General features: G+C 52.7%; 17 protein-coding genes. 1 reads left to right on the top strand and 16 read right to left on the bottom strand.

Annotated features, from left to right (window positions below; translation table 11 throughout):
• Window position 1: 1 nt before the first annotated feature.
• From DCX48_16080 to aepX, 14 genes are all read right to left on the bottom strand, one after another.
• Window positions 2-1,288: a capsular biosynthesis protein gene (locus tag DCX48_16080; protein ID QXE15910.1), complete on the bottom strand. Its 1,287-nt coding sequence runs from the start codon at window positions 1,286-1,288 to the stop codon at window positions 2-4.
• On the bottom strand, window positions 1,278-2,684 hold the full coding sequence (locus tag DCX48_16075) for an undecaprenyl-phosphate glucose phosphotransferase (protein QXE15909.1): 1,407 nt from the start codon (window positions 2,682-2,684) through the stop codon (window positions 1,278-1,280). The genes DCX48_16080 and DCX48_16075 overlap by 11 nt, the downstream gene beginning before the upstream one ends.
• Window positions 2,685-3,185: 501 nt before the next feature.
• Entirely contained in the window at window positions 3,186-3,959 is a 774-nt protein-coding gene (gene phnP / locus DCX48_16070) for a phosphonate metabolism protein PhnP (GenBank protein QXE17271.1), read from the bottom strand.
• Between the two features lie 53 nt (window positions 3,960-4,012).
• Window positions 4,013-4,579: a ribose 1,5-bisphosphokinase gene (locus tag DCX48_16065; protein ID QXE15908.1), complete on the bottom strand. Its 567-nt coding sequence runs from the start codon at window positions 4,577-4,579 to the stop codon at window positions 4,013-4,015.
• 2 nt (window positions 4,580-4,581) lie between these two features.
• Entirely contained in the window at window positions 4,582-5,718 is a 1,137-nt protein-coding gene (locus DCX48_16060; GenBank protein QXE15907.1) for an alpha-D-ribose 1-methylphosphonate 5-triphosphate diphosphatase, read from the bottom strand.
• Window positions 5,708-6,424, bottom strand: a complete 717-nt coding sequence (gene phnL / locus DCX48_16055) for a phosphonate C-P lyase system protein PhnL (GenBank protein QXE15906.1) — start codon at window positions 6,422-6,424, stop codon at window positions 5,708-5,710. Before phnL ends, DCX48_16060 begins: the two co-directional genes overlap by 11 nt.
• Window positions 6,425-6,445: 21 nt before the next feature.
• Entirely contained in the window at window positions 6,446-7,234 is a 789-nt protein-coding gene (gene phnK / locus DCX48_16050) for a phosphonate C-P lyase system protein PhnK (GenBank protein QXE15905.1), read from the bottom strand.
• A complete protein-coding gene (locus DCX48_16045; protein ID QXE15904.1) occupies window positions 7,231-8,136 on the bottom strand; it encodes a carbon-phosphorus lyase in 906 nt (301 codons plus the stop codon). Before DCX48_16045 ends, phnK begins: the two co-directional genes overlap by 4 nt.
• Window positions 8,136-9,239: a carbon-phosphorus lyase complex subunit PhnI gene (locus tag DCX48_16040; GenBank protein ID QXE15903.1), complete on the bottom strand. Its 1,104-nt coding sequence runs from the start codon at window positions 9,237-9,239 to the stop codon at window positions 8,136-8,138. Before DCX48_16040 ends, DCX48_16045 begins: the two co-directional genes overlap by 1 nt.
• The gene (gene phnH / locus DCX48_16035) at window positions 9,239-9,820 is read right to left on the bottom strand and encodes a phosphonate C-P lyase system protein PhnH (GenBank protein QXE15902.1); all 582 of its coding nucleotides are present in this window, start codon (window positions 9,818-9,820) and stop codon (window positions 9,239-9,241) included. Before phnH ends, DCX48_16040 begins: the two co-directional genes overlap by 1 nt.
• Window positions 9,821-9,826: 6 nt before the next feature.
• Window positions 9,827-10,270, bottom strand: coding sequence for a phosphonate C-P lyase system protein PhnG (phnG, locus tag DCX48_16030; protein ID QXE15901.1), 444 nt, complete (start codon window positions 10,268-10,270; stop codon window positions 9,827-9,829).
• Entirely contained in the window at window positions 10,271-11,164 is an 894-nt protein-coding gene (locus DCX48_16025; protein ID QXE15900.1) for an NAD(P)-dependent oxidoreductase, read from the bottom strand.
• Between the two features lie 52 nt (window positions 11,165-11,216).
• Window positions 11,217-12,371, bottom strand: coding sequence for a phosphonopyruvate decarboxylase (aepY, locus tag DCX48_16020; protein ID QXE15899.1), 1,155 nt, complete (start codon window positions 12,369-12,371; stop codon window positions 11,217-11,219).
• Window positions 12,372-12,550: 179 nt separating this feature from the next.
• Window positions 12,551-13,483 carry a phosphoenolpyruvate mutase gene (gene aepX / locus DCX48_16015; protein ID QXE15898.1) on the bottom strand — a complete coding sequence of 311 codons (933 nt, stop codon included), beginning with the start codon at window positions 13,481-13,483 and terminating at the stop codon, window positions 12,551-12,553.
• A 787-nt stretch (window positions 13,484-14,270) separates the two neighbouring features.
• Here aepX and DCX48_16010 point away from each other — a divergent pair.
• Window positions 14,271-16,352: a DUF4034 domain-containing protein gene (locus tag DCX48_16010; GenBank protein QXE15897.1), complete on the top strand. Its 2,082-nt coding sequence runs from the start codon at window positions 14,271-14,273 to the stop codon at window positions 16,350-16,352.
• Between the two features lie 409 nt (window positions 16,353-16,761).
• On the opposite strand, the gene DCX48_16005 is transcribed toward DCX48_16010, so the two are convergent.
• Window positions 16,762-18,876 carry an amino acid adenylation domain-containing protein gene (locus tag DCX48_16005; protein ID QXE15896.1) on the bottom strand — a complete coding sequence of 705 codons (2,115 nt, stop codon included), beginning with the start codon at window positions 18,874-18,876 and terminating at the stop codon, window positions 16,762-16,764.
• Window positions 18,873-25,223, bottom strand: coding sequence for a non-ribosomal peptide synthetase (locus tag DCX48_16000; GenBank protein QXE15895.1), 6,351 nt, complete (start codon window positions 25,221-25,223; stop codon window positions 18,873-18,875). The genes DCX48_16005 and DCX48_16000 overlap by 4 nt, the downstream gene beginning before the upstream one ends.
• Window positions 25,224-25,231 lie beyond the last annotated feature (8 nt).

Below are 25,231 nucleotides of genomic sequence, written 5' to 3'. Positions count from 1 at the left end.
GTTAGATCTGTACCTTAGCCGTAAACATAATCAGAGAGTTATCACGGCCCAGCATCCTGACGACCTGGCGATCGCCGTTAGGGCCAATAAAGAAAGAATCGCTATCTTGATTGGAACGTAGCGTGTTCAGTTGATACTTTAATTCAACGTTAATAGAGGGCCTGAAGTTATAACTCATGGCGAATGTGAACACCCTGTTTCTGTCTTTACGATCTCGCGGGTAATTCTTGTAAACGTCCGTCAGGTATGAATAGTCAAACGTGGTGGAGAAACGATCGACGAGCCAAAAATGCTGATAAGAGATGCCGTATTGAGAAACCAGGATATAGCCGCCGATTTCTGACGGGTCTTTGATATGCTTCGACGTATGTACGGTAAAAACGGATTGTTTAAGTGGTTTCCACTCCGTCTGAATATCCCAGTTTATCCCGCTAAAACTCCTGGAGTTCGAGTTATTATCGAATGTCTTGTATAGCCAGGACACATTGGCATCAATACCGGTTTTTCCCGTAAGCTGCGATTTAATGCCGTATTCCAGATAATATTCATCATTATCTTTTTGCGAATCGATTTCATAACGCCGCTGATTACCAATAAAACGGTAGCGAAAGCGCGTTGCCGACGAGTATTGGTCAGATAATTCGGCGATCAAACCATTCTCGTGCCATTCCTGCCCAAGAACATAGTGATAAAAATCAATATCGGTATTTTTAATATCCTCCGTGCGGCCTAACCGCAGTTTTCTAAACAGCAGCGCGACGTCGGCTTTACCGCGCCCTTTCAGCGCGCCATAGCTATAACGTAATTCACTGTTGAAAAGCGCGGTACTCAGCGGCGAATGAATACCGAAATCACTGAACTGTTGTGGTCGAAAACCTTCGGTAATACCGCGCCCACGCACTTCGTGCCCAAGCGTCTCCTCAAGACTGAGCGTTAATCCATGCTTCAACCCGTAGCGCCATGCGCCATTAAAGCGAAAGAAATGGTCGGAGTAATTATCTGCCGGATCGCTGTCGTAACGACGATAATCACCGGAATACATCAACAGATATTGATCTTGATAACGCGCGCCAATGGCCTTAATCATTGGCCTGACGCTCTGAAAATTAGCACTCACCGCGTCCTGATCATCAGCCTGATAGGTCACGTTATTCTCATGCCCATAGTCCAGCCCCACCTGGCTTTGAAAATCAATACCGGCGACGCCGATATGCGATTTCGGCATCAGGTCGGCCCAAGAGGGGTGGGGGATTATCATTCCAGCGGCAATGATCAATTTAGTACGCATTTTCACCGATAAAACCTTTGAAAATGGTTCTAAAGATAATTTTGATATCCAACCAAAGGGACCAGCTCTGAATATAGGCAATATCGTAGTGAACCCGTTTTTCCATTTTATCGAGGGTATCCACTTCGCCGCGATAACCACTAACCTGCGCCAAGCCTGAAATTCCAGGCTTCACTTTATGGCGAATCATGTAATTTTCGACTAGCTGGCGATACTGCTCGTTATGCACGACGGCATGAGGACGCGGGCCAATAATCGACATCGTCCCTTGCAATACATTGAAAAATTGCGGCAGTTCATCCAGCGAGGTGCGGCGTAAAAATGCGCCAAAACGCGTAACACGCGGATCGTTTTTAGTCGCCTGCGTCACGACGCCGGCGTTTTCCATCACGTGCATCGAGCGGAATTTCCACACTTTGATTTTATTACCGCTCAGGCCATAACGATCCTGCTTGAATAACACCGGACCCCGTGACGTCAGTTTGATACCCATAGCAATCACCAGCAGCAATGGCGAAATCATCAGCGTAATAACGCCGCCAATCACTAAATCCTCAACGCGCTTAATCACCGAACCAATGCCATCAAACGGCGATCTGAAAATACTGATGGTCTGAATGTTATTGATGGAGCGAAACTGCGATACGTATGAGCTGTAGGAATAAAGATCGGGAATGATGTAGGTATCTACCGTCGTATCGGACATCATCGACAGAAAATAACGAATACGTTTTAGTGCAACCATCGGCAGCGCAATATAAATCTCATCCACTCTGCCCGCTTTAGCGTCTTCAACCAGTTCGCTCACTTTGCCTTTAAATTGGCTCTTAAACAGATAGCCACAACGGGATGGGCTACGATCGTCGTAAAAAGCCAATTCTAATTGCATGTTGGCATACTCTTTAAGCAATGCTTTTTCCGCCGCTAACCCACCGGGCGTTAATCCCACAATAGCAATTCGCATCCGCTTTTTAGTCGTAAATTTACACGTAATTAAACGCGTGATATAGAGACTACATAGCGAAAGAATATACCAGTACAGCATTGCGGAAAAATATATATTATCGAGTTGATGCAATAGACCCAGCGAGTACAACGTACCGGTATAATTCCTGACTGCCTCAACAAAGATGACCGACAGTAATGCGGAACCCCACAGTCTTCGCCGCCCACCAGGCTGCATATTTTTAAGACTATGGTGATATAGTCCGGTATATTCTCCAATAAGTAAAAAAGAGGTAGAAAATAGCAGGCTAATTATAATTACATCATCGAAATCGCCCATCAAAAATAGCCTTGCGCTGACTATTAATGCTAAATTAATTGATAAAAAGTCCATCAATTTAATAACAAAAAAGTCATTCCCATAGGAAATATTTATCTGATTAGTAGACACTTTTTAATCATAATCCATTAAGTTTTTTATTATTGCTGTTTTTCCGTGCCGGATGATATATCACTTAAGAAAAATTTAAAATAACAATCAGATCAATCTCAAATTTTTTTAGCAAAGCGCACAAACTGCTAATGTCCACAGCCATAATCATTAATTTATAAAATATAAATTTTCACATCAGTAATTTTCTCGAAAATATTTATTTTATTATTATTTAATTTTGAATATTTTCATTCAATAATTATTTCAATACAGTGGATAAAGAGTGAAATTTCGCCGTTCAGGCAAATCTGTCACACCGCGCCAACCTTAACGCAGAAGCGTCACTTTCAATAAGTGCTTCAGTAAGCTTGAGGCAGTTCTGGAGCAACGTTTTTAGTCAGAGTTCAGAGGGACTAAATTAGGTCATGATGTTCAGTTATCTCAAAAACACCTAATCGGCATGTCAGATTTTAGCTCCGCGATATGTGGAGCTATGAGCGTTATATGTGGCCTTCCTTCTTACAACCCCAACACCAGCCCATCATAAGCAGCATGAACATTTTCGGGCAGCAGCGTTTGTGTTTGTAGCCAGCGATCCAGTTCATGGCTGATGTGGGTCAGGTACAGTTGTTTGGGGTTAAGCTGGGTAAAAATCTCCAGCGCCCGGGTGATGTCATTATGATTACGTGGAAGCATCGTCTGGGGAGGGTGGCTGCAATCGACAATCGCATAGTCCAGCGTGTGTGATGCAAGAAACTGAGTAGTTTCGGGCGGCAACCCGATGGTGTCGGTTAGGTAGGCCAGCGTATGCGTTGGCGTCTGGATGAGGTAACCATAGGTTAATTTGGAATGGATTAAGGGAACCGGCGTGATCCTGATGCCGTCCAGTTCGAAGGGCTGGAAAGCCATTAGCGGTTTTTGAAAATGCAGAATCCCTGGGTGCTTGAAGAGATCGTCGCAGCCAGCTTCATCTGGGGGGCCAAAGACCGGAATGGGCTCACCGTAGCCCCAACGAAGGGGAAATAATCCCTGAACGTGATCCATATGATAGTGGGTCAGCAGAATATGTCGTTGCGGATAGGGGAGCAGATAAGGCGATAGCTCAGGTAATCCGGCATCAATCAGGATGATACGGTCTTTTGTTGTGATTGCCGCACAGCAGGCACGACGCCGTTTGCTTTCATTGCGTTGCGCCTGCTGGCAAACCTCACATTCACAGCCAAATGCAGGAACCTGCTGCGCACCGCCGGTTCCCAGAAAGTGAAAAACGATCCCGCCACTATTTGCTGCTATATTTGTTGTCATCGGTTTTCTCCTGCTATTCGGTACGCTTGTCACCCGACCTATTATTCGCGGTGCGCCGCGCAAGCCCGGTCGAACGGCAGCAGCGACTGAAAGGTGGATAAGGTGCGTTGCAGATCGCCGTCGTTGTTCAACAAAATACAGTCGCTTTGCAAGCGGCTTTGCTCGTCCTCGGCACGCTGTAAACGTGTGGCAATTTGCTGTTCACTTTCCCGCCCTCTGGCGCGTAGCCGCTGCCGCAGTGCAGATTCAGAAACAGTCAGGCATATCGGAAATAGCGTATTGCCATAGCGTTCACGCGCCTGAGTCAGATAAGCTCGCGAGCCGTTAACGATGACGTAGCTCCCCCGCTGTAACCAGTAATCAATTTCTATCCCGATGCCGTAATGGCACTGATGCGCCTGCCAATCGAGTGCGAAAATGCCAAGCTGCTGACGGATCGCAAACTCTTCGGGGGTAAGCGCTATGTGGTTCTCTCCTTGAATTTCTGCGGGACGGGTGATGTACCGATGCGCCACCAGCAGGCGTGGCAGCGGCAGTTGACGGATCGCCCGAAGCAGGCTGTCTTTGCCTGCGCCGGAAGGGCCAATGAGGTAGATGAGTTTTGTCATGATCAGAATATCCGAACGCCCTGACGCCACACTCGCATCAGCTTCATTTGCGGCGCTTGCCGTTTGACGAGCAACAGGTCGGCTCGCCGCCCTTCCTCAATGCAGCCGCGATCGTCAAATTTCAGAGCCTGAGCGGGGTTGCTGCTAACCAGAGCAATGGCTCGCGGCAGATCGTATTCATTGCGATCGTCCTCTGCGATCATGAATGCCGCCTCCAGCAAACTGGCCGGGTAATAGTCCGAAGACAGGATGTGAAGCACGCCAAGCGTAGCCAGATGATGTGCCGACACATTGCCAGAATGCGAGCCGCCGCAGATGACATTCGGTGCCCCCATCAACACGTTCATTCCAACGCCGTGTGCCTGCTGTGCCGCGATCTCGGTGGTGGGAAATTCAGCGATGGCGACACGATGCTGGTGGGACTCGGTGATATGTTCAGACGTCGCGTCGTCATGGCTAGCCAACGTGATGCCTTTTTCATGGCAAAGGCGAACGATAGCGTCACGGTTTGGCTGCGACCAGCGGCGTGAACCGGCGAGTTGCTCCTCCTCAAACGCGGCCATTTGTTCATCATTGAGGTGATACTTGCCTTTGTAATACTGATGATATTTCTCCTGGGAAGAAAATTGCCGCTGCCCCGGAGAGTGATCCATTAATGATGCAAGCGCGACCAGTGGAATATCCGCCAGCTGTTCAAAGAGGGGAAACGTATCCTGATGCGGCAGCTCACAGCGCAGATGTAAATGGTGGTCAGCCCGATTGGTGCCATGTTGTTGGCTGAACAGTACAGCATCCGTCATGCGACGCAGGTTCTCAAGCCGATGCCCACCTTCGCGGACATCCCCTACCGCAACGGCATCCAGAACGGTGGTAATCCCACTGGAGATAATCAACGCATCGTGGTTGCGCATCGCCGCCTCAGAAGGCCAGTTAACACCGGGACGCGGTGTAAAACATTTATCAAGATTATCCGTATGTAACTCGACAAGTCCCGGCAGAAGCCAGGCCTGTTCACCATCCAGCGCACCGGGATGACGACTGGGCCTATCGTTGATGTGGTGAATTACGCCGTTGCGCACTTCCAATGAGCCATGAATGATTTCCTGTGAGAGCACCATATTGACGTTATTAATGATCATTTACGTTCTCCTGAGTGCGGGAAATCATTGCCATTGAGTAAAGGCGATCGGCGACGTGTTGGCGAACTTCGTCATCATGAAAGATGCCGACGACAGCACACCCTTTGCTTTTTGCATCATCGATAAGCTGCGTGACGGCCAGTCGATTTTTGGCATCCAGCGAGGCCGTCGGTTCGTCTAACAGCAGAATCGGATAATCACCAATAAATCCGCGAGCAATATTGATGCGCTGTTGTTCACCGCCTGAAAAGGTGGCGGGTGCAAGCGACCAGAGCCGCTCGGGGACGTTCAGATGCGTCAGCAGTTCACCGCCGCGAATCTCGCTTTCCTGACGCGACATGCCGCGTTCCAGTAACGGCTGGATAACCACGTTCAATGTGCTAATACGCGGAATGACGCGCAGAAACTGGCTTACCCAGCCCACCGTTTCACGGCGGATCTCCAGTACATGGCGTGCATCCGCGTTGACGATATCGACCCAACGTTCACGATGGCGTACCCAGATATGGCCGCCATCAGGTCGATAGTTGCCGTATAGCGAGCGCAGCAGCGTGGATTTTCCTGTCCCGGAATGCCCATGCAACGCAACGCATTCACCGCATTTCACGGACAGGCTGATATCGTGGAAAACAGGCAACCGTGTGCCCTGCTGATTATATAATACGAACGTTTTATCAACGTTCTCAATGCGTAATTGCGTATCCATCAAGCGTCCTTTTGGCTGGATTTACAAAATGGAAGAAACAAGTAGCTGAGTGTAGGGGTGGCTCGGATCGTCAAGCACCCTGTCCGTTAACCCCTGCTCGACAACTCGCCCACGCTGCATCACCAGCAGACGGTGTGATAGCAGTCGAGCTACCCCGAGATCGTGTGTCACAATCACGACAGAAAGCTGCATCTCTACAACCAGCGTCCTGAGCAGATCGAGTAACCGCGCCTGAACCGATACATCTAATCCACCGGTCGGTTCATCCATAAATATCAGCCGCGGTGCGGTGACCAAATTGCGTGCAATCTGAAGGCGTTGCTGCATCCCACCGGAAAACGTGGTTGGGAGATCGTCCAGACGGTTTTCGGGCAGCTCAACATTTTCCATCCACTGCGCTGCCTTGCTACGAATATCGCCGTAGTGCCGATGACCAATTGCCATGAGCCGTTCGCCAATATTGCCGCCCGCAGACACGGTAGGCCGCAATCCTGCCAGCGGGTGCTGCCAGACTATTCCCCATTCGGTTCGCACTAGCGCTCGCCGCTGACGTTCGCTGATGTCATAAATCGAGAGCACCTGCTGCTCGGCGTTGCAGTAGATAACCTCACCTTCCTGCGGTGCCAGACGGGCGGAAATCGCATTCAGCAGCGTCGTTTTCCCTGAACCCGATTCGCCGACAATCCCTAAAACCTCCCCCGGCCACAGCTGAAACGACACGTCGCGGAAGCCTTTTTCCGGCGCATATAAATGCGTGAGGTGTCGCACATCGAGTAGAGGGCTGTCGGATACATGATGTTCTGTCGTCATGATGTTTTTTCTCCCTGACTCTGGCGCTGCTGACAATAGTCCGTGTCGGAGCAGACAAACATACGTGTACCGTCATCATCCATCACCACTTCATCAAGGAAGCTATCGCGCGCGCCACACAGCTCACACGGCTTGTCCCACTGCTGTATTGTGAAAGGGTGATCGTCGAAATCGAGACTTTCCACCACGGTATACGGTGGAACGGCATAGACCCGCTTTTCGCGCCCGGCACCAAAGAGTTGCAGCGCGGGCATCATGTCCATCTTCGGGTTGTCGAATTTCGGGATGGGCGAAGGATCCATGACATAGCGATGATTCACCTTCACCGGGTAGGCGTAGGTCGTAGCGATGTGCCCAAAGCGTGCAATGTCTTCATAGAGTTTCACCTGCATCACACCGTATTCTTCCAGCGCATGCATTTTGCACGTCTCGGTTTCACGCGGCTCAATAAAGCGCAGAGGTTCGGGGATCGGAACCTGAAAAACCAGGATCTGATCCTCTTTAAGCGGCGTTTCAGGAATGCGGTGTCGCGTTTGAATCAGCGTCGCTTCGCTGGTTTTTTCCGTGGTAGGCACGTTTGTTACCTTGCGGAAAAAGGCGCGGATCGATACCGCATTGGTCGTATCGTCGGAACCCTGATCGATCACTTTAAGCGTATCGTCCGGCCCGATGATACTGGCGGTGATTTGAATACCGCCAGTGCCCCAGCCATAGGGCATTGGCATTTCCCGGCTACCAAACGGCACCTGATGGCCGGGAATGGCAATCGCTTTCAGAATCGCACGCCGTATCATTCCCTTCGTGCTTTCATCCAGATAGGCATAGTTGTATGTCGTTTCTGAATCGTGGTATGCCGTGTCTGGCTGGTCATCTTTCTGGCGGGAGAACGTTGTCTGACCCATTACGCTTTACTCCTTGGCACAGAAGCGAGGTATTCCTCACGTAGTCGTTTTAATAGCTCCAGCTCTGACTGGAAATCGACGTAATGCGGGAGCTTCAGATGCGAGACAAAACCCGCCGCCTCGACATTGTCAGCATGAGAAAGAACGAACTCCTCATCCTGAGCCGGGCCGCGCACCTCTTCTTGATAGTCAGCGGCCTGAAGTGCGCGATCGGCTAATGCCACCGTAATGGCCTTACGCTCCGAACGGCCGAATGCCAGCCCGTAACCACGGGTAAAATGCGGCGCGTCGTTGGCGGGTTTAACAAAGCCGTTCACGGTTTCGCATTCGGTTAGCAGGATTTCCCCGATATCGATGGCAAAGCCCACCTCTTCGGCAACAATACTGACGGTGATATATCCCGTGCGGATCTCACTGACAAACGGATGGTTGCGGCCATAGCCGCGCTGGGTTGAATACCCGAGCGACAGGAGAAACCCTTCGTCGCCGCGAAACAGCTGCTGAAGGCGCGCCGCACGCGTGCCGGGGTAACTCGGTGGCTCCATCGTGATGTCTGACGGATTGCTGTCGTCGCTGATATTCCGTTCAGGGACCAAGTGTTGTTGAGCAAGGAACTGAAACGCATGAGGAATGTGTTCACGAGTTCCTTCATCCTCATCAACAGCGTCAGGCTGTGGCGCGACAGGATCCTCACCGTCGGCCAATAGAGAGAAATCCAGCAGGCGATGGGTATAGTCGTAGGTCGGGCCCAATAGCTGCCCACCCGGTAAATCTTTGAAAATGGCCGAAACACGGCGTTCAAGACGCATATCAGGCGTATTAAGCGGCTGACTGATTCCCCAGCGTGGCAGCGTGGAACGGTAGGCTCGTAAGAGAAAGATACTTTCTACCAGATCGCCACTGGCCTGCTTGATGGCTAGCGCGGCGAGTTGGCGGTCGTAAATATTGCCTTCGGTCATGACGCGATCGACGGCTAAATTAAGCTGCTGTTCTATTTGTGAACAGTCTAATTCAGGTATATCCGTACACCCGCGGCGGCGACAGGATTGTAGCTGGTGAGCGGCCTCAATGGCCTTTTCCCCACCTTTGACGGCAACATACATTAGCATTCCTCCACGTGGGTACTTCTGGGGATTGCAAAGAGCTTTTTCCCAGACGTAAAGAGAAAATCCAACCCTGTAGGGAAGGCATGGGGCCGGTTGCACAGGTAGTGCCTGATACTACCGGGCAGGCGGGGAGAAATAATGCGATGTGTCTTGATGCCCGGCCCCGTCAGCTTTAGACAAGGCCCGTCGTGCATACCTTCTACTTCTAAAATAACGGTGGTGGATTTTTCTGGTTCGACTTCGCTGCCGCAGGAGAGCGCCATCAGGTCATAAGAAAAACGGTTTCCACTTAACAGCACAAAGTCAGCCTCTTGGAACGTCGTAGTGATCGGCACGTTCGTATGCAGGCAAAGCGTGCGCAACAGCAATGGATTACCGATCTTGGGATCGATAAACAGCGGTGTCGTGTGGCTGGTCAGCGTAAGCAGCGTGGCGGCCGTTGCAGACGACATCGACTCCAGACCAGAGACATTCGGAACGGTAACCAGAGAACCCGGCTCGCTCATTGCCTTGACGATTTTGCGAAAACAGAGTTGTGTGCCAAATACGGGGTGGGCGAAGCCCGTCATCGTTGTCATGACAAATCATTCTCCCCTGACCAAAGTAAAGAAATTCACTCGACTGGCAGCAACTTCATGCTGTTGCTGTTCCCGGTGAGCAAGCTGTTGGTCTGCTAACGGTGTGATGATTCGCTCCCATATTTCATGGAAATAGGATCGGGTTTGCAGGAGTGCATCGATCCAGGCACAGAGCTCGGCGTGCGGCTTGTTTCTGCCGGCGATATAGCTGTAGCCGCACGTTCCATCCTCCAGTTGCACCGCAGCACGGGTCACCGTCATATCCCCCACAATAAAACGCGGGCCATCGACCTCCATTCTTCCCTGCAACTGGATCAAACCAATCTGCGTTGGGCGTAATAGCTGGTAGTGCGCTGGAAAGTGCAGCGTGTTCCAGTGTTCTTCCAGCTCGGCAGGAGCGCTGTGAGCGAGAATGGACATCCAACGCTGTCGCTGTGTTAACTCAGACATCTAGTCTCTCCCCGTCGGCAAGGTACGTGAGAGATAAGCAAAGCAGGCAGTTTGATCCTGAGGATCGGCAGAGAGATCGGCCGTGCTTTGATACAGCTGGCGCGCCGTATCGAAGAATTCGCTGTGGATCGCGGAGCGCTGGAAAAGCGTGTTAGCCAGATCGAGATCTTTCAGGCGAATAGATAAAGGAACAGAAACGGTTTCACGCGGGTTCAGATAGCGATCCAGCATGACTTCCATGTAGGTCGAGCGCCCGCGCCCCAACGTCAGCGCGTTTGCCAGCACATCAGGGGCGATGCCGTGAGCTTCAGCCAGCAATAGCGCTTCCGCAGCCACCAGCAGATGCACCGCTTCACAATAGTTATTAATCACCTTCATGGTCTGTGCACTGTGGTTACTCTCCATCAGTACATAGTGATCTGACAGACAGCTGACGATGTCGTTAACCGCGCTGGCAAAATCGTCAGCATACGGCCCGACCCAGGCCGCAAGCCGCCCCTGTCGCGCGCCCTCTGGCCCACCCGAAACGGGGCACTCCACATAATGTGCGCCGTGCTGATGAAAAAAGGTCTCCATCCAACGGCTTTCTTCCGGGCCTATCGTACTGATATTGAGAAACAAAGGACGATAGAGGGACAGCTTGTGTATCACGTCTTCCGACTGAAAAACGTCGCGTATCGCCTCCGCATCCTTCAGGCAGATAAGCACAATTTGTTTTTCCTGCGTGAACAGCTGGTGCAATTCAGGCACGGCTTGAGCGCCTTCGGCGGCAACATCGTTCGTTTTACTGTGAGTCCGGTTGAACACGCTGAGCGAGAAATGACGCTGTAATAGTCTGAGCGAGATAGCTTTTCCTAATACACCAACGCCAACTAAAGAAACAGAATGAGTCATATCGGCAATCCTTGTCGCTAAGGGGTGGCAATACTCAGGGTATTGCTGCTCATCAAGAGGCCTTAGGGGTTGTATTAAGAAACTGCATAAACGCATCGCGATTTTCGGCAGGAGACGTCGCAGGCCGCCCCAGATCGCTGCGATGACCTACGCGGCATTGCACCTCAATGAATTGACTACTTTGCGCCTGCAAAGCCTGTTGCAGCGCAGCCTGTAAGGCTTCTTCCGTCTCGGCGTAGTAGGTTTTTCCATAACCGCTGGCGGCAGCGATGGGTGCCAGCGGTAAGCGGGACGCCGCCGTGGGCTGCCCTCCCACAGAATCATGGGCACCGTTGTTGATGACGATGTGTATCAGGTTGCTGGCCTGAGCGGTGTTCGTCAGCCCGCCCATGTGCATCAATAACGCCCCATCCCCATCCAGACAGACAACTTTCCGCTGCGGCTGCGCGTCACACAGGCCCAGTGCGATTTGGCTGGCGAGGCCCATGCCACCGACGGTCAGAAAATCCCGCTGATGTCCTTCACCACGCTGTTCGCGTAGTTCATAGAGTTCACGGGATAACATGCCCGTGGTACTCACAATGGGGATCGTGGATGGCAGCACGTTCAGGCACGCGGCGACGATAGCTTCTCGCCGCATCAACGCTGGCTCAGTGGCTGGGTTGGCAGGTGCTACTGGCGAGGAAAAGGTATTTTTTCTCACCACCAGGGCCACAGGACGGTGTTCATCATGCGCACGCTGGAGCAAAGCCTGAATATCATCCCACGGGGGTCGGTTATGGCTATCCAGCACAATATGTGGAACATCAAGCACATTGAGCTGAGGTAACGTGACTCGCCCCTGCATAACATGCTGAGGCTCGTCGTGCTGCTGCTTACCGCTGTCATCAACTTCGCCACGCCAGCCGATAATCAGTAACAGCGGAATACCATAAACATCCGGCGTAGCCAGAGAACAGAGGGGGTTAATCGCATTGCCTAACCCCGAATTTTGCATATAGACCACGGGCAGCGTTCGAGTAGACAGATAATGCCCAATCGCCATACCCACCGCGCAACCTTCATTACTCGCTATACGGTGTGCAAGCCCACCGTTATTACTTCCAATTGCCAGACAGAATGCTTTTAATAATGAGTCAGGGACGCCACTAAAAAAACGTACGCCGCGCTGAGCAAGAAATTCGATGAGTTTATTAGGGTCAATCACAATAAAATGCTCCTTCGCATCGTGCTGTATTTAACAGCAATGATGCGCCTTAATTTTTTCATTATGTGATACAGATAATTAGGGGTGACATAATATTTTCTTATCAAGAAGAACAACAATCTTATAGCGCCAAATAATAGCGTTATAAAATAATCACACTGACACCCCAATATATTGCGTTAGCGCGTTCCGGGTATAAGGTCCAGAATATCTTTTATCGACATGCATTTATCCTCAACTTCCAGCGTTCGACCATGCTTGAGGATTTCTGGCAAAATGGATTTCATTGCCGGATAAGCCGCACGTAACATATGATTTGCATAAATAACGATATTGAACCCGCCATCAATAAGTTGATCGAAAGTAATGTCGTTAAAACTGGTAGGGACACAAACCAAAGGTAAATGTGGGTAATGATCGCGGAATTGTCTGGCGAACGTTAAAATCTCAGAAGGATTCTTATGCCGACTGTGGATCATAATGCCATCGGCACCAGCATCTGCATAATGCAGGGCGCGGTTTATTGCATCTTCCATACCGACGTCCAGAATCAGGCTCTCAATACGCGCAATCAGCATAAACTCGGGCGTCAGTTGTGCTTTTTTAGCCGTCGTAATTTTTTCGCAAAAATCCGCTACGGAAGCCTGCGTTTGCTTTACATCGTTACCAAATAAAGAGTTCTTCTTCAGGCCAGTTTTATCTTCGATAATCATGGCGGAAATGCCCAGATTTTCAGCAGCCCGAATGTGGTGAGCCAAATGTTCAGTTTGCCCACCAGTATCGCCATCAAAAATTAATGGTCGGGTGGTAACATCAAATATTTCCGTAATCGCATGGAAACGATGGCTGATATCTACCAATTCCGTATCGGGTTTTCCCCGCAAGGTAGAGTCAGTGAGTGAACTAGACCAGAATGCATCAAATTGATAATGAATATCGCCATCTTCATAAGCGGCTTGTTCTATTAATAAGGCAGAGAGTGGGCTGTGAGCCTCCATCACGCGAATGCCTTTTTGCTGTTGTAATAATTCGCGAAGCGCACTGCGGCGTGAACCTGGCGTACACCCCTTATATGAATCCATTGGGGTGTGGGTAGGTAAAATGATAGACATGGTTATCTCCTATGTACCATAGAGTTGGGGGTATACTTTCCCTAGTAAACCAAGCGCAACAATCAAAATACTATGCAACGTTATATTTATTTAAATTAAATATACCAACGGGATGATTCTATTCTTTGAAAACAACACTTCAATAGGGTTAAAAAATTTTTGTTTATTTTCTAATTCCACCTACCTTATTGAAATAAAATCGATTTAAACGAGAAGAAAATTCCTAAAACAGAATATTAATCACAACACACAGCTTTATTCATGTTAAAAAACTAAAAAAATAGATGTTTTTGGTTTTTTACTTCAAGAAATATTTTTATGGATGGGAGATAAAGAGAGGACATATTATTCTTATGTGTATTTACCATTGATTATATAATTCGCTGGTAAATGATTAGAATGGGAAGACTAATGTATACCGATAAAATCTCATGGTTTTATGACAATTCTATTTCTCAATAGCGGTATATACCCCAAATAATTCGAGTTGCAGGAAAAAAACGGCAAGGCGTTTTTGAACAGCGCTTGCGCTGACTCCGAAGGGGTGAGGCCATAAGGCCGAATAACACGGTAAGAGAGGGACAAATTCGTCGGGAACGAATTTGTCCAGCCAACGGCTGGCCTTTTATGTGAAAACCAATGTCTCTTCACCAATTTATTGGTATAACTGTAATCATTATCAAATAGATACAACACATCAATCTCCCAAAATCCTGCCTGCACATGCTGCTGATAAAGCGTGATGTTGTCGGCGTTATGACTCAACAACAGCCTAAGAATTTACTCTATGACATCAATCTCTGAATCACTCACCGTATTGATTGAGCGCCGCGCTCAGCTGCGCGAGATGTTCGCGACGCATCAATTCGATGCACTTGATCGCCTGCTGGAGCAAGAACACCAGATTTGGCTGAATGGCCCGAACCTGCCTTATACCTATAACTGGAACATTAATTCGATCTTTGACCCAGCAGTGTCTCATGCTGACATTCTGTCGCACTTGCAGGCTTGGGTTGCCGCACGTCCTGAAAGCTATCACGCCCACCATCTCACCGGGCAGTACTGGGAAAATGCCGCAGCACGGATTCGTACCTCAAATGGTGGAGAATATGTAGAAGACGACCGCTGGATGGGGGCCGAGCTGGCACGCGATCTGGGTGTCGCAGCCTACCTGCGCGCCAGCGCGTTACACCAGCGACCAGCCCTAACCTTTTCACGCCTGTTTCGTTTGACCTGCTATTTAGGTGAACCGCAGTGGCTGGGCGTCTTACTGCAAGGCGGTGAGCCACTGACCTACGCACAGCGTCAGGCACAGGTTGAACCCGAACTTTGGCAAGCGGGTCTACAGCACTTGCGTAATCAAGGTGCGCAAGTGCTTGTTGAGCTTCCTGTTGCTCTGCCTACTCCGCTGCCAGCCAGAGAGGAGCACGAATGGGAAGAGCCCATGCACTACTGGCTGCGAGTTACATTAGCCTTGCGTCCACAGGACTTAGCCATTCGTAAAGAATGCGTTTACTTCCTGTACCCACGCTGGGGCGGTAGTCATGAGGTAATAACAGAATTTATTGATGGGCCACTGTGTGAAACACTGACAGAGCCCGAACGTAACAACCTGCGTGTTACGCAGTGTTGGGACTATATTGGCTATAACGTGCTCCTGCCTGATGCTCAGGACACCGAAAACGTGGCGTACTGCCGGAAAACCTTCGACTGGTTGCTGACACTTGAACTCGATGGGGATGTTCGGGCTAGGGTACTACGCCAATATGCCAGCTTCCTCAGCACCTATGCCCGAACCGAAGAAGGTGACGAGATTCATTGGAATAAGGTTGATATGCAGAAGGCCTATGACCTGATGGTTGAAGCCTGGCAGGTTGATCTTCCGGAATCACACCCCGATGAGGGCGCGCTCGACACCTTAATCAGCTGTCTGAATTTTGCCGGTATCGAAGACAGCTTCAACTTGATGCCAAAATTTCTGGAACGCTGTCAGGCGTGGGCAGATTCAGCGTATGAAACCACTATCGCCGCGCTCGCCAGCAAATTTGGTTTCTATGGCATCGCTCAAGGCCAATTCGATAGCGATGCCTTACTTGTGCGTTGCAGTACTCTCGAATCCGATGTCAATTTTGGCCAAGCCGCCGCTAACCTGTTCGAGTCAGTTTCCGAAGAAGCAGGCGTCTTTCTGTTACACGAAGCCGCGAGCTGGGGAGAAGTCTCTTCAATGGCGTCACTCGGTGACCTCTATTCGGGCCATCTATCACGCATGCACGGCCGCGATCCTTCACCTTATGAAGATCACGAAAAATCATGCTATTGGAAAAGTGTGTCAGCGGAGAAAGGCCATGTCGTTAGCATGTACAATCTTGCCTATAATCTGATCAATGAAAATGACACGCTGACGCCGGAACAATATCAGCGCGCGAGCACATTGTTGTTCCGCGTACTGCGTAGCCCTAATTTGGGCAGGACCGTCTGGCAACGCTCGGCAAGAGAGCTGAGCACACTCTTGTTGTTTAGCAACATCCCTGAAGATCAGGTGATCTGTGTTGATAGCGTACTGCCGGAATTATGGAACGATGAAGATGATGCCAACCGCGACTATGCCGCAGGTTACTACGCGTATGCTTTCCGTAACGGTGCGGGCGTAGCCCAAAATAGCTATCTGGCGAAAGTGTGGATCGATCGCGCGCTGGAAATCAGCCCTGATAGCCAATACAACCACGATCGGGCGAACGAAATCTATCAACGCGGCGGTATGCTGGGTGGCGTCCGGGCGAAGATGGCCTTCAACCGCGATAAAGCGAAAATAGATGCGCGTGGACGTGCAATCACGTTTGGTGATGACGCCCATCAGGAACACCAGTAGGCTTTCCCCATCGTGCTGTCTCTTCGTCATATTTTATGCGAACGCGGAGACAGTTTCGTGCGCCACAATACCGTCATTTTCATGCTACTTCGTAGCACGCGCCCGACACAGGGCGGCTCAGCGCCGTCGCCCTGTGAACCCTGGCTTTTGGCTAAATTATGTCGCTGCGCGATGCCTTCGTCGGCATCAGGCTTAACGGACCGCTTGCGACACGTTCCCGACGTGGCGCAAGCTTTCGCCGCGTCCCTGCGGCTCATCCTAAGCCTGCTATCTCCTCAGCATAATTTCTTACGCCGGATAACGGCCAACTCCGATTTCACTCCCTAATTATTTGTGTATTCGGAAACCTCTCATCGCGGAGAAATCACCGCATCATGTCATTGGCCAGCGATGCTGCCCTTTATCACTGTCAGACGTCCGTCAGACGTTTACGATCGACCTTACCGCTGCCAGTTTTGGGAAGCTTATCCAACGTCACGATGCGCCCCGGCACCATGTAAGCGGGCAAGAACTGATGCAGCTGTTTACGCAGCGCCAGCTTGGTCATCTCTGAACCGGGTTTATATTCCACGTAGCCAACCAGCACCGCGTCATCCCCTTCGCCCTGAAGTTTGACGGCCGCATCTTGCACCTGTTCGATCCGTTTCAATTGCGCTTCGATCTCCCCTAATTCGATGCGAAATCCCCGTAATTTCACCTGATCGTCGAAACGCCCAAGATACTGATAGCGATCGTCCCCCAGCAGCCGGACTTTATCACCCGTGCGATACATTCGCTGCCCGGATTCCACCTGCTGAACAAAACGATCCTGCGTCAGATCGTCACGCTGCCAATATCCGCTGCTCAGCGCCTCACCGAGAATGCACAGTTCACCCACCATTCCTTCTGCCAGAGGATGACGATCGTCATCGATCACCAGATGTTGATAGCCCGCCAGCGTATTCCCCAGCGCAATCGTGTGCTGGTTCTCCAGTGCAGCGCCATCAATTTGCGCCATCTGCGACCAAATTGTCGCTTCGGTTGGCCCATAGCAATTCCACAGTGTCTTGCAACGGCTGACCAAGCGCTGTGCCAACCGCAGATCCAGCGCTTCGCCACCGCATAGCGCCACCAAATCAGGTTTACCTTGCCAGCCCGCTTTGAACATCATGCGCCAGAAGGCGGGCGTGGCCTGCAACACGTTGATTTCCGGTCGATCCTGCAAATACGTCGCAACCGCCTGCGGATCTTTGTACTCCTCATGCGTGGTCAGGTGCAGTACGCCACCGACCCACAGCGGCGCAAACACTTCCAGCATCGAGATATCAAAGGCGAGCGTAGTGATAAGCAGCCAGTTAGCGTTATCCGTTAAGGCCAGCCGCTCTACGCTGGCATGAATAAAGGTTTGCAGCGCCCGCTGACCAATCACCACGCCTTTCGGTTTCCCCGTCGAACCGGAGGTAAACATCATATAGGCTGCCGTTTCCGGCCCACCCGCTTGCGCCAACTGTACGCTCGCTGAAGGGGCACGCTCTGCATGCGGTAAATCACAGAGGTTCAGTATTGGGCAGTCAAACGTCAGCGATCCACCGGTATAACCATCCTGCAAGACCGCGGCCAGCGCCGCTTCCTGCTGAATCGCCTGTAGCCGTTCCCCAGGGAAATCCGGCTCCAGCGGCACAAACGTCACCTGAGAAAAGAGGCAGGCCAGCAGCGCCGCGACAGTATCAGGCTGCCGGCTGAGATGCAGCCCTACTCGCTGACCGGCAGTAACACCCTGTGCAGCCAACATCCCTTGAATTAACGCCACACGTTGCAGCAGTTCCCGATAGCTAATGACACGTTCCTGAAAGCGGATCGCGACATGATCCTGACGCGCAGCCTGAGTAAGACGCATGAACAGTTCGTCATGCAGTGCACGCGCCTGCGGCCTGTGGGGTAACGGCGCCACCAGCGGGCTGAGGCGAATTTGCGCCAGCCGCTCCCAGCGCTGTGTCAGCAGACCATCGAGTAGCCGGGTGAGATGGCGGGCAATGCACTGAAGCTGCCGATTATCGAGTTGCCCATCAGGCGCGGTCAGAATTAACCGATCGTTCTGAACCTCTACGATCAGCGCCACCTTTTGCACCACCTTCTGCATCACAACAGGTAGTGATGCTATATCCCCGACGATCAGCACGCTGCTAAACAGCGCATGCAGGGTTTCAGCTGTCAGAACCGCTGGTGCAGGCTGTGGATCGCAGGACGATCCCACCACTGCGATCCACTCGCTGACAAGACGATCGCGCTGCTGAAAATGAGCGATCAACGGCCTCAGGTTGTCAGGAAGATCGGACGTGACAAACGCCGCACACACCTGCTCTTCACCGCTGTACTTGTACAGCAGCCAGCTCCACGCCGCGCACACCAGCGATGCTGGATACTGCTGGAATAGCTCACCGCTGTGGCGCTGTTCCCCGTGTGCGGCACCCGCCCGCTGCCCGAAGGCCGTTGGTTGTTGAATATCGGCCAACAGATTCTCGATGACATCATTGCTCCCTGTCATGACAGCGTTTCCTCATTGGCGGTAACCCTCGACTGTGCCAGATGTCCACTCAGCGCCTGCGGTGAAGGGTAGCGCTGCAATAGCGCCACGCTCACTGGCTGCGCTAACGTACGGCTCAGCGCCTGTGCCAGCGCAATACGCTGGAGCGAATCAACACCGCTTTCACACAACGTCCGTGACCAGAGGTCGGACTCACCGAGGCCGGGTTCACCGAGACGTAGCGTTTGCGCCCATACGCGCAGCAGCGCTTGGGCAAACGGCGTATCAGGCTGGCTGATACTGCTATCCGGCACAATTTTCTGTGCCGCCACCAAGCCTGTCGCTTTATCATGTCCGATAATCTCGGCTGGCTGCTGCGGCGCGCTATTGATCAGCGCCACCACCTCGTCATGCCAACGCATCAGCACCCGACGCGCCTGCGCGCTGTCCAACGCATCTGCATCAAACTCAAAGCGCAGTAGCATGCAGCCAGACTGCTCACGCACCACCAGATTCAGCGGCATCTCTACCTTTTCATAGGCTGCTGAAAACTCAGGATATAGCCGATGCGGATCGTCAGCGCGTTGGCCCTGCTCCGCTTTCGCATCTGGATAGTTCTCATAGATAAACAAGCTGTTGAACAGACGAGAACGTCCAGCCGTAAGCGCAATCAGCGACTGCGTGGCATGCTGATTCATCGCCATCAACTCGTTCTGCAACTGAACCAGATGCTGTTGCAGCAACACGGGCTGCTGCCAGCTCAGCGCCAGCGGCAGACTGTTGATGTACAGACCCACGCTGCTCGCCACGTCTTCCACCGGACTTTCTCTGCCCGACAGCACATTCCCGACAATACTGACCGCATCGCCAGTCGAACGCGCCAGCAGCCGATGCCAGGCATATTGTGCGATAATGCTGGGCGTGACGCCTATTTCACGGGCAAAAGCGGTTAGCGTCGCCTGATCCTGTTCGTTCAGGCTCACGCTGGTGACCTGCGGCTCAATCTGCGTCAGATGCTGACTGAGATCGGCGCGTTTCCCTGCTGCCGCAAACAGCATGGACACATCGTTAGTCTGCGCTAACAGCGACTGTCGCTGCTGCCAGAAAGCATCGACGGCAGGCTGCTGTGCTACGGCGTGCCGCGCATAATCCACATAGGCGCGATCCACCTGAATCGCTGGTGCGTCGCCGTGCATGAACACCTGCCCCTGCATCAGCATCTGATAGTCACGATGTACCGCACCCAGCAGCTGTGGCCCGCTCCAACCGTCGATCACGCTGTGATGACAGCTCAGAAGCACCCGATAGTCCTGCTCGCCCAAACGGAAGCAGGCAATGCGCAACAGCGGCGGCTGCGACAAATTAAATCCGGTACGTAAATCCTGCTGGCGATAGCGTTCGATGACCGCGTGCGGATCGGCATCCTGCATCAAATCCTGATAGTGGAAAGGCAGGTCTGCCTGCTTCACAATCATCTGTACGTTGGCACACTCGCTTTCTAGCGCGGCACGCAAGGCTGGGAAACGCTGAATCTGACGCTGCCACGCCTGACGATAGCCTTCCACATCCAGCGTCTGCGCATAGCGAATCGGCGTTTGCAGATGGTAAGCGTCGTCCTGCGGACAGCGCAGGCGGTGGTATAGCATTGATTGCTGAAGCGATGACAGCGGCAACAGTGTGTCGATGTCATAACGCTGTGACAGGCTGTCGAGCTGCGTCTGGCTCAGATTGATGGCCGGGAAATCGCTGGGGGTAAAGACGACTCCGTGACTTAGCTGTGTCAGACAGGCTTCCGTCAGCGCCCGCAGATTCTCGGTCAGCCGTGTCATCAGGCGTTCGCTGTCACGCTGGTTGAGGCAACCAACCTGACGCAGCGTCAGCTGTCCGCCCGTAATGCCGCCGTGGAGACTGATAACCTCTGCCGGTTTATTCTCCGGTGATACGCAGCATCCCGGCGCGACGTCCACCGGACGCCATGTACCCGCGGCCTGAACCGACAGCCCGAGATAGTTGAACACAATCGGCGACAGCGTCAGCGAATTGCCCTGCGGGTGATGATAACGCAGTGGATTAAACCCGACGCCTTTGTCTGGCACCTGACGCAACTGTTCCTTGCTGGATTGAATCAGAGAAGCCCAGTCTGGCTTATCTTGCAGGCACACCGGATAGGTGCTGGTAAACCACCCGACGGTGCGACTGACATCCAACGTCGGATCAATCGCTTCGCGGCCATGCCCTTCCAGCATGATGCGTGCTTTATCGCCCCAGCCGAGATCGTTTAGCGTGCGCGTCAGCGCCGCCAGCAGCAAATCGCTGACGTCGGTATTAAAGGCACGATTGGCCTCGCTCACCAGTTGGCCCGTAGTTGCCGCATCCAGCGTCAGAATGGCAGCACTGGCATGACCCTGCGGATCTTTAGCCGCCAGTAGCGCCGTCAGATCTACGCCGTCTTCCTGCGCCTGCCAGTACGTCAGCTGTTCCGCATGTTGTGTAGCGTAGTGTTGCAGCGCCGCGCCCCACTGACGATAGCTTGACGTTTTCGGCAGCAGCGGTTCACCGAGGTACAACCGTTCCAGATCGTCAACCAGAATGCGCCAGGAAACGGCATCAATCACCAGATGGTGGAAAGCGAGGAACAAGGCTGTGTCCGCCTGTGGATGGTGCCGCACCAGCGCACAGGCCATCGTTCTTCCCTGCGCAGGATCGAATTCACTCTGCAATGCGGTAAATGCCTGTTGCAGGCCATCGTCGCCAAGCTGGCGATAATCCAGCGTCGGCAAAGCAGGGCAAGGCACATCCGCCAGATAGCGTTGTCCTTCGGCATCACAGCCCAGACGCAGTGCATCGTGCTGTGCCATCAGCGCCTGCAACATCGTGACAAGCCGTTCGGTATCCACTTCCGGCAGTTGGATCATTGCCGCCTGATTCCAGTGTTCAGGACGTACCAGCGACTGCTCCATGAACCAACGCTGAATCGGCAGCAGCGCGAACTCACCTTCCAGCGTGCCCTGCTCCGCGACAGTGCCTGTGTCGCGATTATTCTGCGCCAGCACACGGCACAAACGCCGTACACTTTTCGCTTCGAAAACGTCTTTCACCGTGCAGGCATAGCCTGCGCTGCGCAGTCGGGTTGTGAGTTGAATACTGAGGATAGAGTCACCGCCTAAGCGGAAAAAATCATCCTCAACGCCCAGCGGCGTATTCAGCACGCTGCGCCAAATCGCCAACACGTCCGCTTCCAGCGGATTGTCAGCCTCACCGTCACCCTCGTTTGCTTCCAGCACCGGCGGCAGTTGCTTCATATCGAGCTTACCGTTCGGCGTCAGCGGCATGTCTTCTAACAGCATCAGTCGGAAAGGCACCATGTATTCCGGTAGGTACTTTGCAACATCAATCAGCACGGCGGCAGGTTCCGGCGTGCTGCTGTCAGCTTTCACCGTGGCATAAGCGACCAGCGCCGGACGACTCCCTACCTGCGCCACGATGACTTTAATCTGCTTCAGCGGTGGGCAGACTGCCGCTAGCTGTGCCTCGATTTCACCCGGTTCGATGCGGTAGCCACGCAGTTTAATCTGCTCATCAATACGGCCACAGTATTCATAATCACCGTTGTTCAGCAGTCTGGCCTTGTCACCCGTGCGATAAATGCGCAACGTTGCCGCGCCTTGCCCCGCATTGTTCACATCATTTAGCGTGATGTGCTCGAAGCGGCTGGCGGTCATCTGCGGCTGATTGAGGTAGCCACGCGCCAGCCCAAGCCCCGCAAGGCAAAGCTCGCCCGGCACGCCCACCGGACACAACTGCCCAGCCGCATCCAGAATCAGCGCCTGAATATGGGTGAGCGGTTTACCGATGGTGACGGGCTGGCCTTTACGCAGACGGGTACTCAACGCCGTGACGGTACATTCGGTCGGCCCGTACATGTTGTACAGCGCCACTTTCTCTGCCCAGTTTTCCACCACCGTGTTCGGGCAGGCTTCACCGCCCATGCCAATGGCCTGAATACCGTTAACGTGCTTAGGGTCGAGAATCGACATCAGCGCCGTCGGCAGGATCAGGTGTGTCGCACCCGCCTGTTCGGCCTGCATAATTGCCCGATCGTTGGGCTCACCAAACGCTAACGTTCCGCCGCTGCTTAGCGGCAATAGCGTCGTCATGTTACCGGCGTCAAACGAGAGCGACATGCAGTTGAACATGGTGCTTTGTGGCGTGAAATCGATGCGATCGCGATGATCGTCCAGCAGATTGATCAGCGAACCGTGTTCGATCATCACGCCTTTCGGCAAGCCGGTCGATCCCGAGGTGTAGATCACCTGTGCCAGCTGTTGTGCGTGGCGCGGAATTGCTGGGGGTTCATCACCCGGCAGATCCTGCCACTGCTCGACAACAGCAGGATCGGTCAGATCGATACGCTGTTCGGCTGACCATTGCGCCAGCTGTTGCCCATCACCGCCGAGAATAACGGCAAGATTGGCATCGGTAATGATGTGGCGCAGTCGCTCTGGCGGATATTCAGGATCCAGCGGCACATAGGCTGCACCCGCTTTCCAAATGGCCAGTAGCGCAATGACAAAATAGCGATCGCGTTTCGCCAGCACGCCAACCAGCGACTGTTCGCCCAGACCCTGACGGTGCAGCCAGTGTGCGAGCTGGTTAGCCTGCCTGTTCAGTTCGGCATACGTCAGCGTGTCGGTGCGCTGCTCACCATCAAAGGCAATCGCCAACTGCTGTGGATCGCGCTGTGCCACGGCTTCAATCACGTCGGTTACCGTCAGTTGTGGCTGCGGATAGCTACGCGGCAACTGCTGGGTTTCCGCCAGCACAGCGGCAAATCGATCCGTTTCCATCAACGGCAGATGCCAGACATCGGTTTCCGGATTTTCCACCACGGCTTCGATCAGCCGGATAAAGCGGTCGGCGTAATACTGGATCGTCTGGCGCTCAAACAGCGCAGTGGCAAACAGCCAGTCCAGCCGAACTTCGCCCATCAGTTCCGTCACTTTGACCGAAATGTCCGTCTTGGCAGGCAGCACCGGCGAAGTTTCCTCCGCCGCATCACAGCCAGGGATCAGATCGTTGAAATCCACTTTGGCTTGATAAACCAGCATCACCTGGAAGATCGGATTGATCGCCGTGGTACGATCGGACCCGATCGCCTCACTCAGCGCTTCAAAGCGATAGAGCTGATGATCGAAGGCCGAGAGATCCTGTTCGCGGCAGTATTGCAGGTAATCGACAAAGTTCTGGCTGTCCTGCAATTGGGTACGTAGCACGATGGTGTTAACGAAGAAGCCGACAACATCTTCGATATCCGGCCGCTCGCGATAGGCCAGCGGGGAGCCAATCACAATGTCTTTCTCGCCGCTGATACGCGCCAGCATCAGGGAGAACACAGCATGAAGACCAATGAAGTTAGACGTATTGTAGCGCTGACACAGGCGCTTGAATTTATCCCACAGATCGTTGTTGATCGCGGAGAAGATCACCTCACCACCGCTGTTCTGGTGCGCCGGACGCGGTTTATCCAGCGGAAGGCTGTGCACTTCCGGAATCCCCGTCAGCCGCTCAACCCAGAACGGTTTGAATTCGTTGTGGTAATCCAGAAATGCGTCGGAATTGAACCAGTGTGCGTAGTCGATATAGTTAAGCTGAGTGGTCTCGACAGGATAAGGCTGGCGGTTTTGACAGGCCAAAAAGGCCGGTTTGAAGTCAGCAAACAGATTCTTCACCGACCAGCCATCGGAAATGATGTGGTGCTGGGTGATCATCAGAACGTGCGTCCGCTCGCTCATCTTCACCAGCCGCACGCGGGTGAGATCGCCCGCCGTGAGATCGAATGGACGGCTGATTTCCGCTTTCACCTGCTGCTGTAAACGCCCTTCCCGTTCAGCTTCTGGTAACAGAGAGAAGTCATCATGCTGTATCACAAACGGTTGATAGGCATCGATACGCTGCTCACCCTTGCCCTGTTCATTAACCACAAAACGGGTGCGCAGGCTGGCATGGCGCTGCGCCAGCGCATCAAAGGCAAACTCCAGCGCGGCCACATCCAGCGTGCCGGTCAGACGAAAATAGACCGGCATGTTGTAGAGGTGTGATTGCTCTTCGTATTGTTCGATAAACCATAGCCCGCTTTGCGATGACGACAGCGGGCCAGACGTCGCATTCTGCGGCGTGATGGGGCGTTCAAACGCCTGCTGCGCCGTCAGGCAGCGCACGATAGCGTCTTTGTTTTCCTTAATCGTGCGCCCAATTTCTGCCGTGATCGCTTCTTTATTGGACTGCGAAATCAGCTGTCCTTGCGTATTTAACGCCAGACGCACACCCTGCCGTTCCAGCTGCTTTAACAGCGTTACGATATCTTTCATGACTTGTC

The sequence above is a fragment of the Pectobacterium atrosepticum genome, from assembly GCA_019056595.1.
Taxonomy (GTDB): Bacteria; Pseudomonadota; Gammaproteobacteria; order Enterobacterales; family Enterobacteriaceae; genus Pectobacterium; species Pectobacterium atrosepticum.
This window is presented reverse-complemented; position numbering and strand designations above follow the sequence as displayed.

Bases quoted from the DNA above. Each gene is read 5' to 3' on its own strand.
- DCX48_16080 (QXE15910.1), bottom strand. From the start codon at position 1,288: ATGCGTACTAAATTGATCATTGCCGCTGGAATGATAATCCCCCACCCC.
- DCX48_16065 (QXE15908.1), bottom strand. From the start codon at position 4,579: ATGACAAAACTCATCTACCTCATTGGCCCTTCCGGCGCAGGCAAAGAC.
- DCX48_16060 (QXE15907.1), bottom strand. From the start codon at position 5,718: ATGATCATTAATAACGTCAATATGGTGCTCTCACAGGAAATCATTCAT.
- phnL (QXE15906.1), bottom strand. From the start codon at position 6,424: ATGGATACGCAATTACGCATTGAGAACGTTGATAAAACGTTCGTATTA.
- phnK (QXE15905.1), bottom strand. From the start codon at position 7,234: ATGACGACAGAACATCATGTATCCGACAGCCCTCTACTCGATGTGCGA.
- DCX48_16045 (QXE15904.1), bottom strand. From the start codon at position 8,136: ATGGGTCAGACAACGTTCTCCCGCCAGAAAGATGACCAGCCAGACACG.
- DCX48_16040 (QXE15903.1), bottom strand. From the start codon at position 9,239: ATGTATGTTGCCGTCAAAGGTGGGGAAAAGGCCATTGAGGCCGCTCAC.
- phnH (QXE15902.1), bottom strand. From the start codon at position 9,820: ATGACAACGATGACGGGCTTCGCCCACCCCGTATTTGGCACACAACTC.
- phnG (QXE15901.1), bottom strand. From the start codon at position 10,270: ATGTCTGAGTTAACACAGCGACAGCGTTGGATGTCCATTCTCGCTCAC.
- DCX48_16025 (QXE15900.1), bottom strand. From the start codon at position 11,164: ATGACTCATTCTGTTTCTTTAGTTGGCGTTGGTGTATTAGGAAAAGCT.
- aepX (QXE15898.1), bottom strand. From the start codon at position 13,483: ATGTCTATCATTTTACCTACCCACACCCCAATGGATTCATATAAGGGG.
- DCX48_16010 (QXE15897.1), top strand. From the start codon at position 14,271: ATGACATCAATCTCTGAATCACTCACCGTATTGATTGAGCGCCGCGCT.
- DCX48_16005 (QXE15896.1), bottom strand. From the start codon at position 18,876: ATGACAGGGAGCAATGATGTCATCGAGAATCTGTTGGCCGATATTCAA.
- DCX48_16000 (QXE15895.1), bottom strand. From the start codon at position 25,223: ATGAAAGATATCGTAACGCTGTTAAAGCAGCTGGAACGGCAGGGTGTG.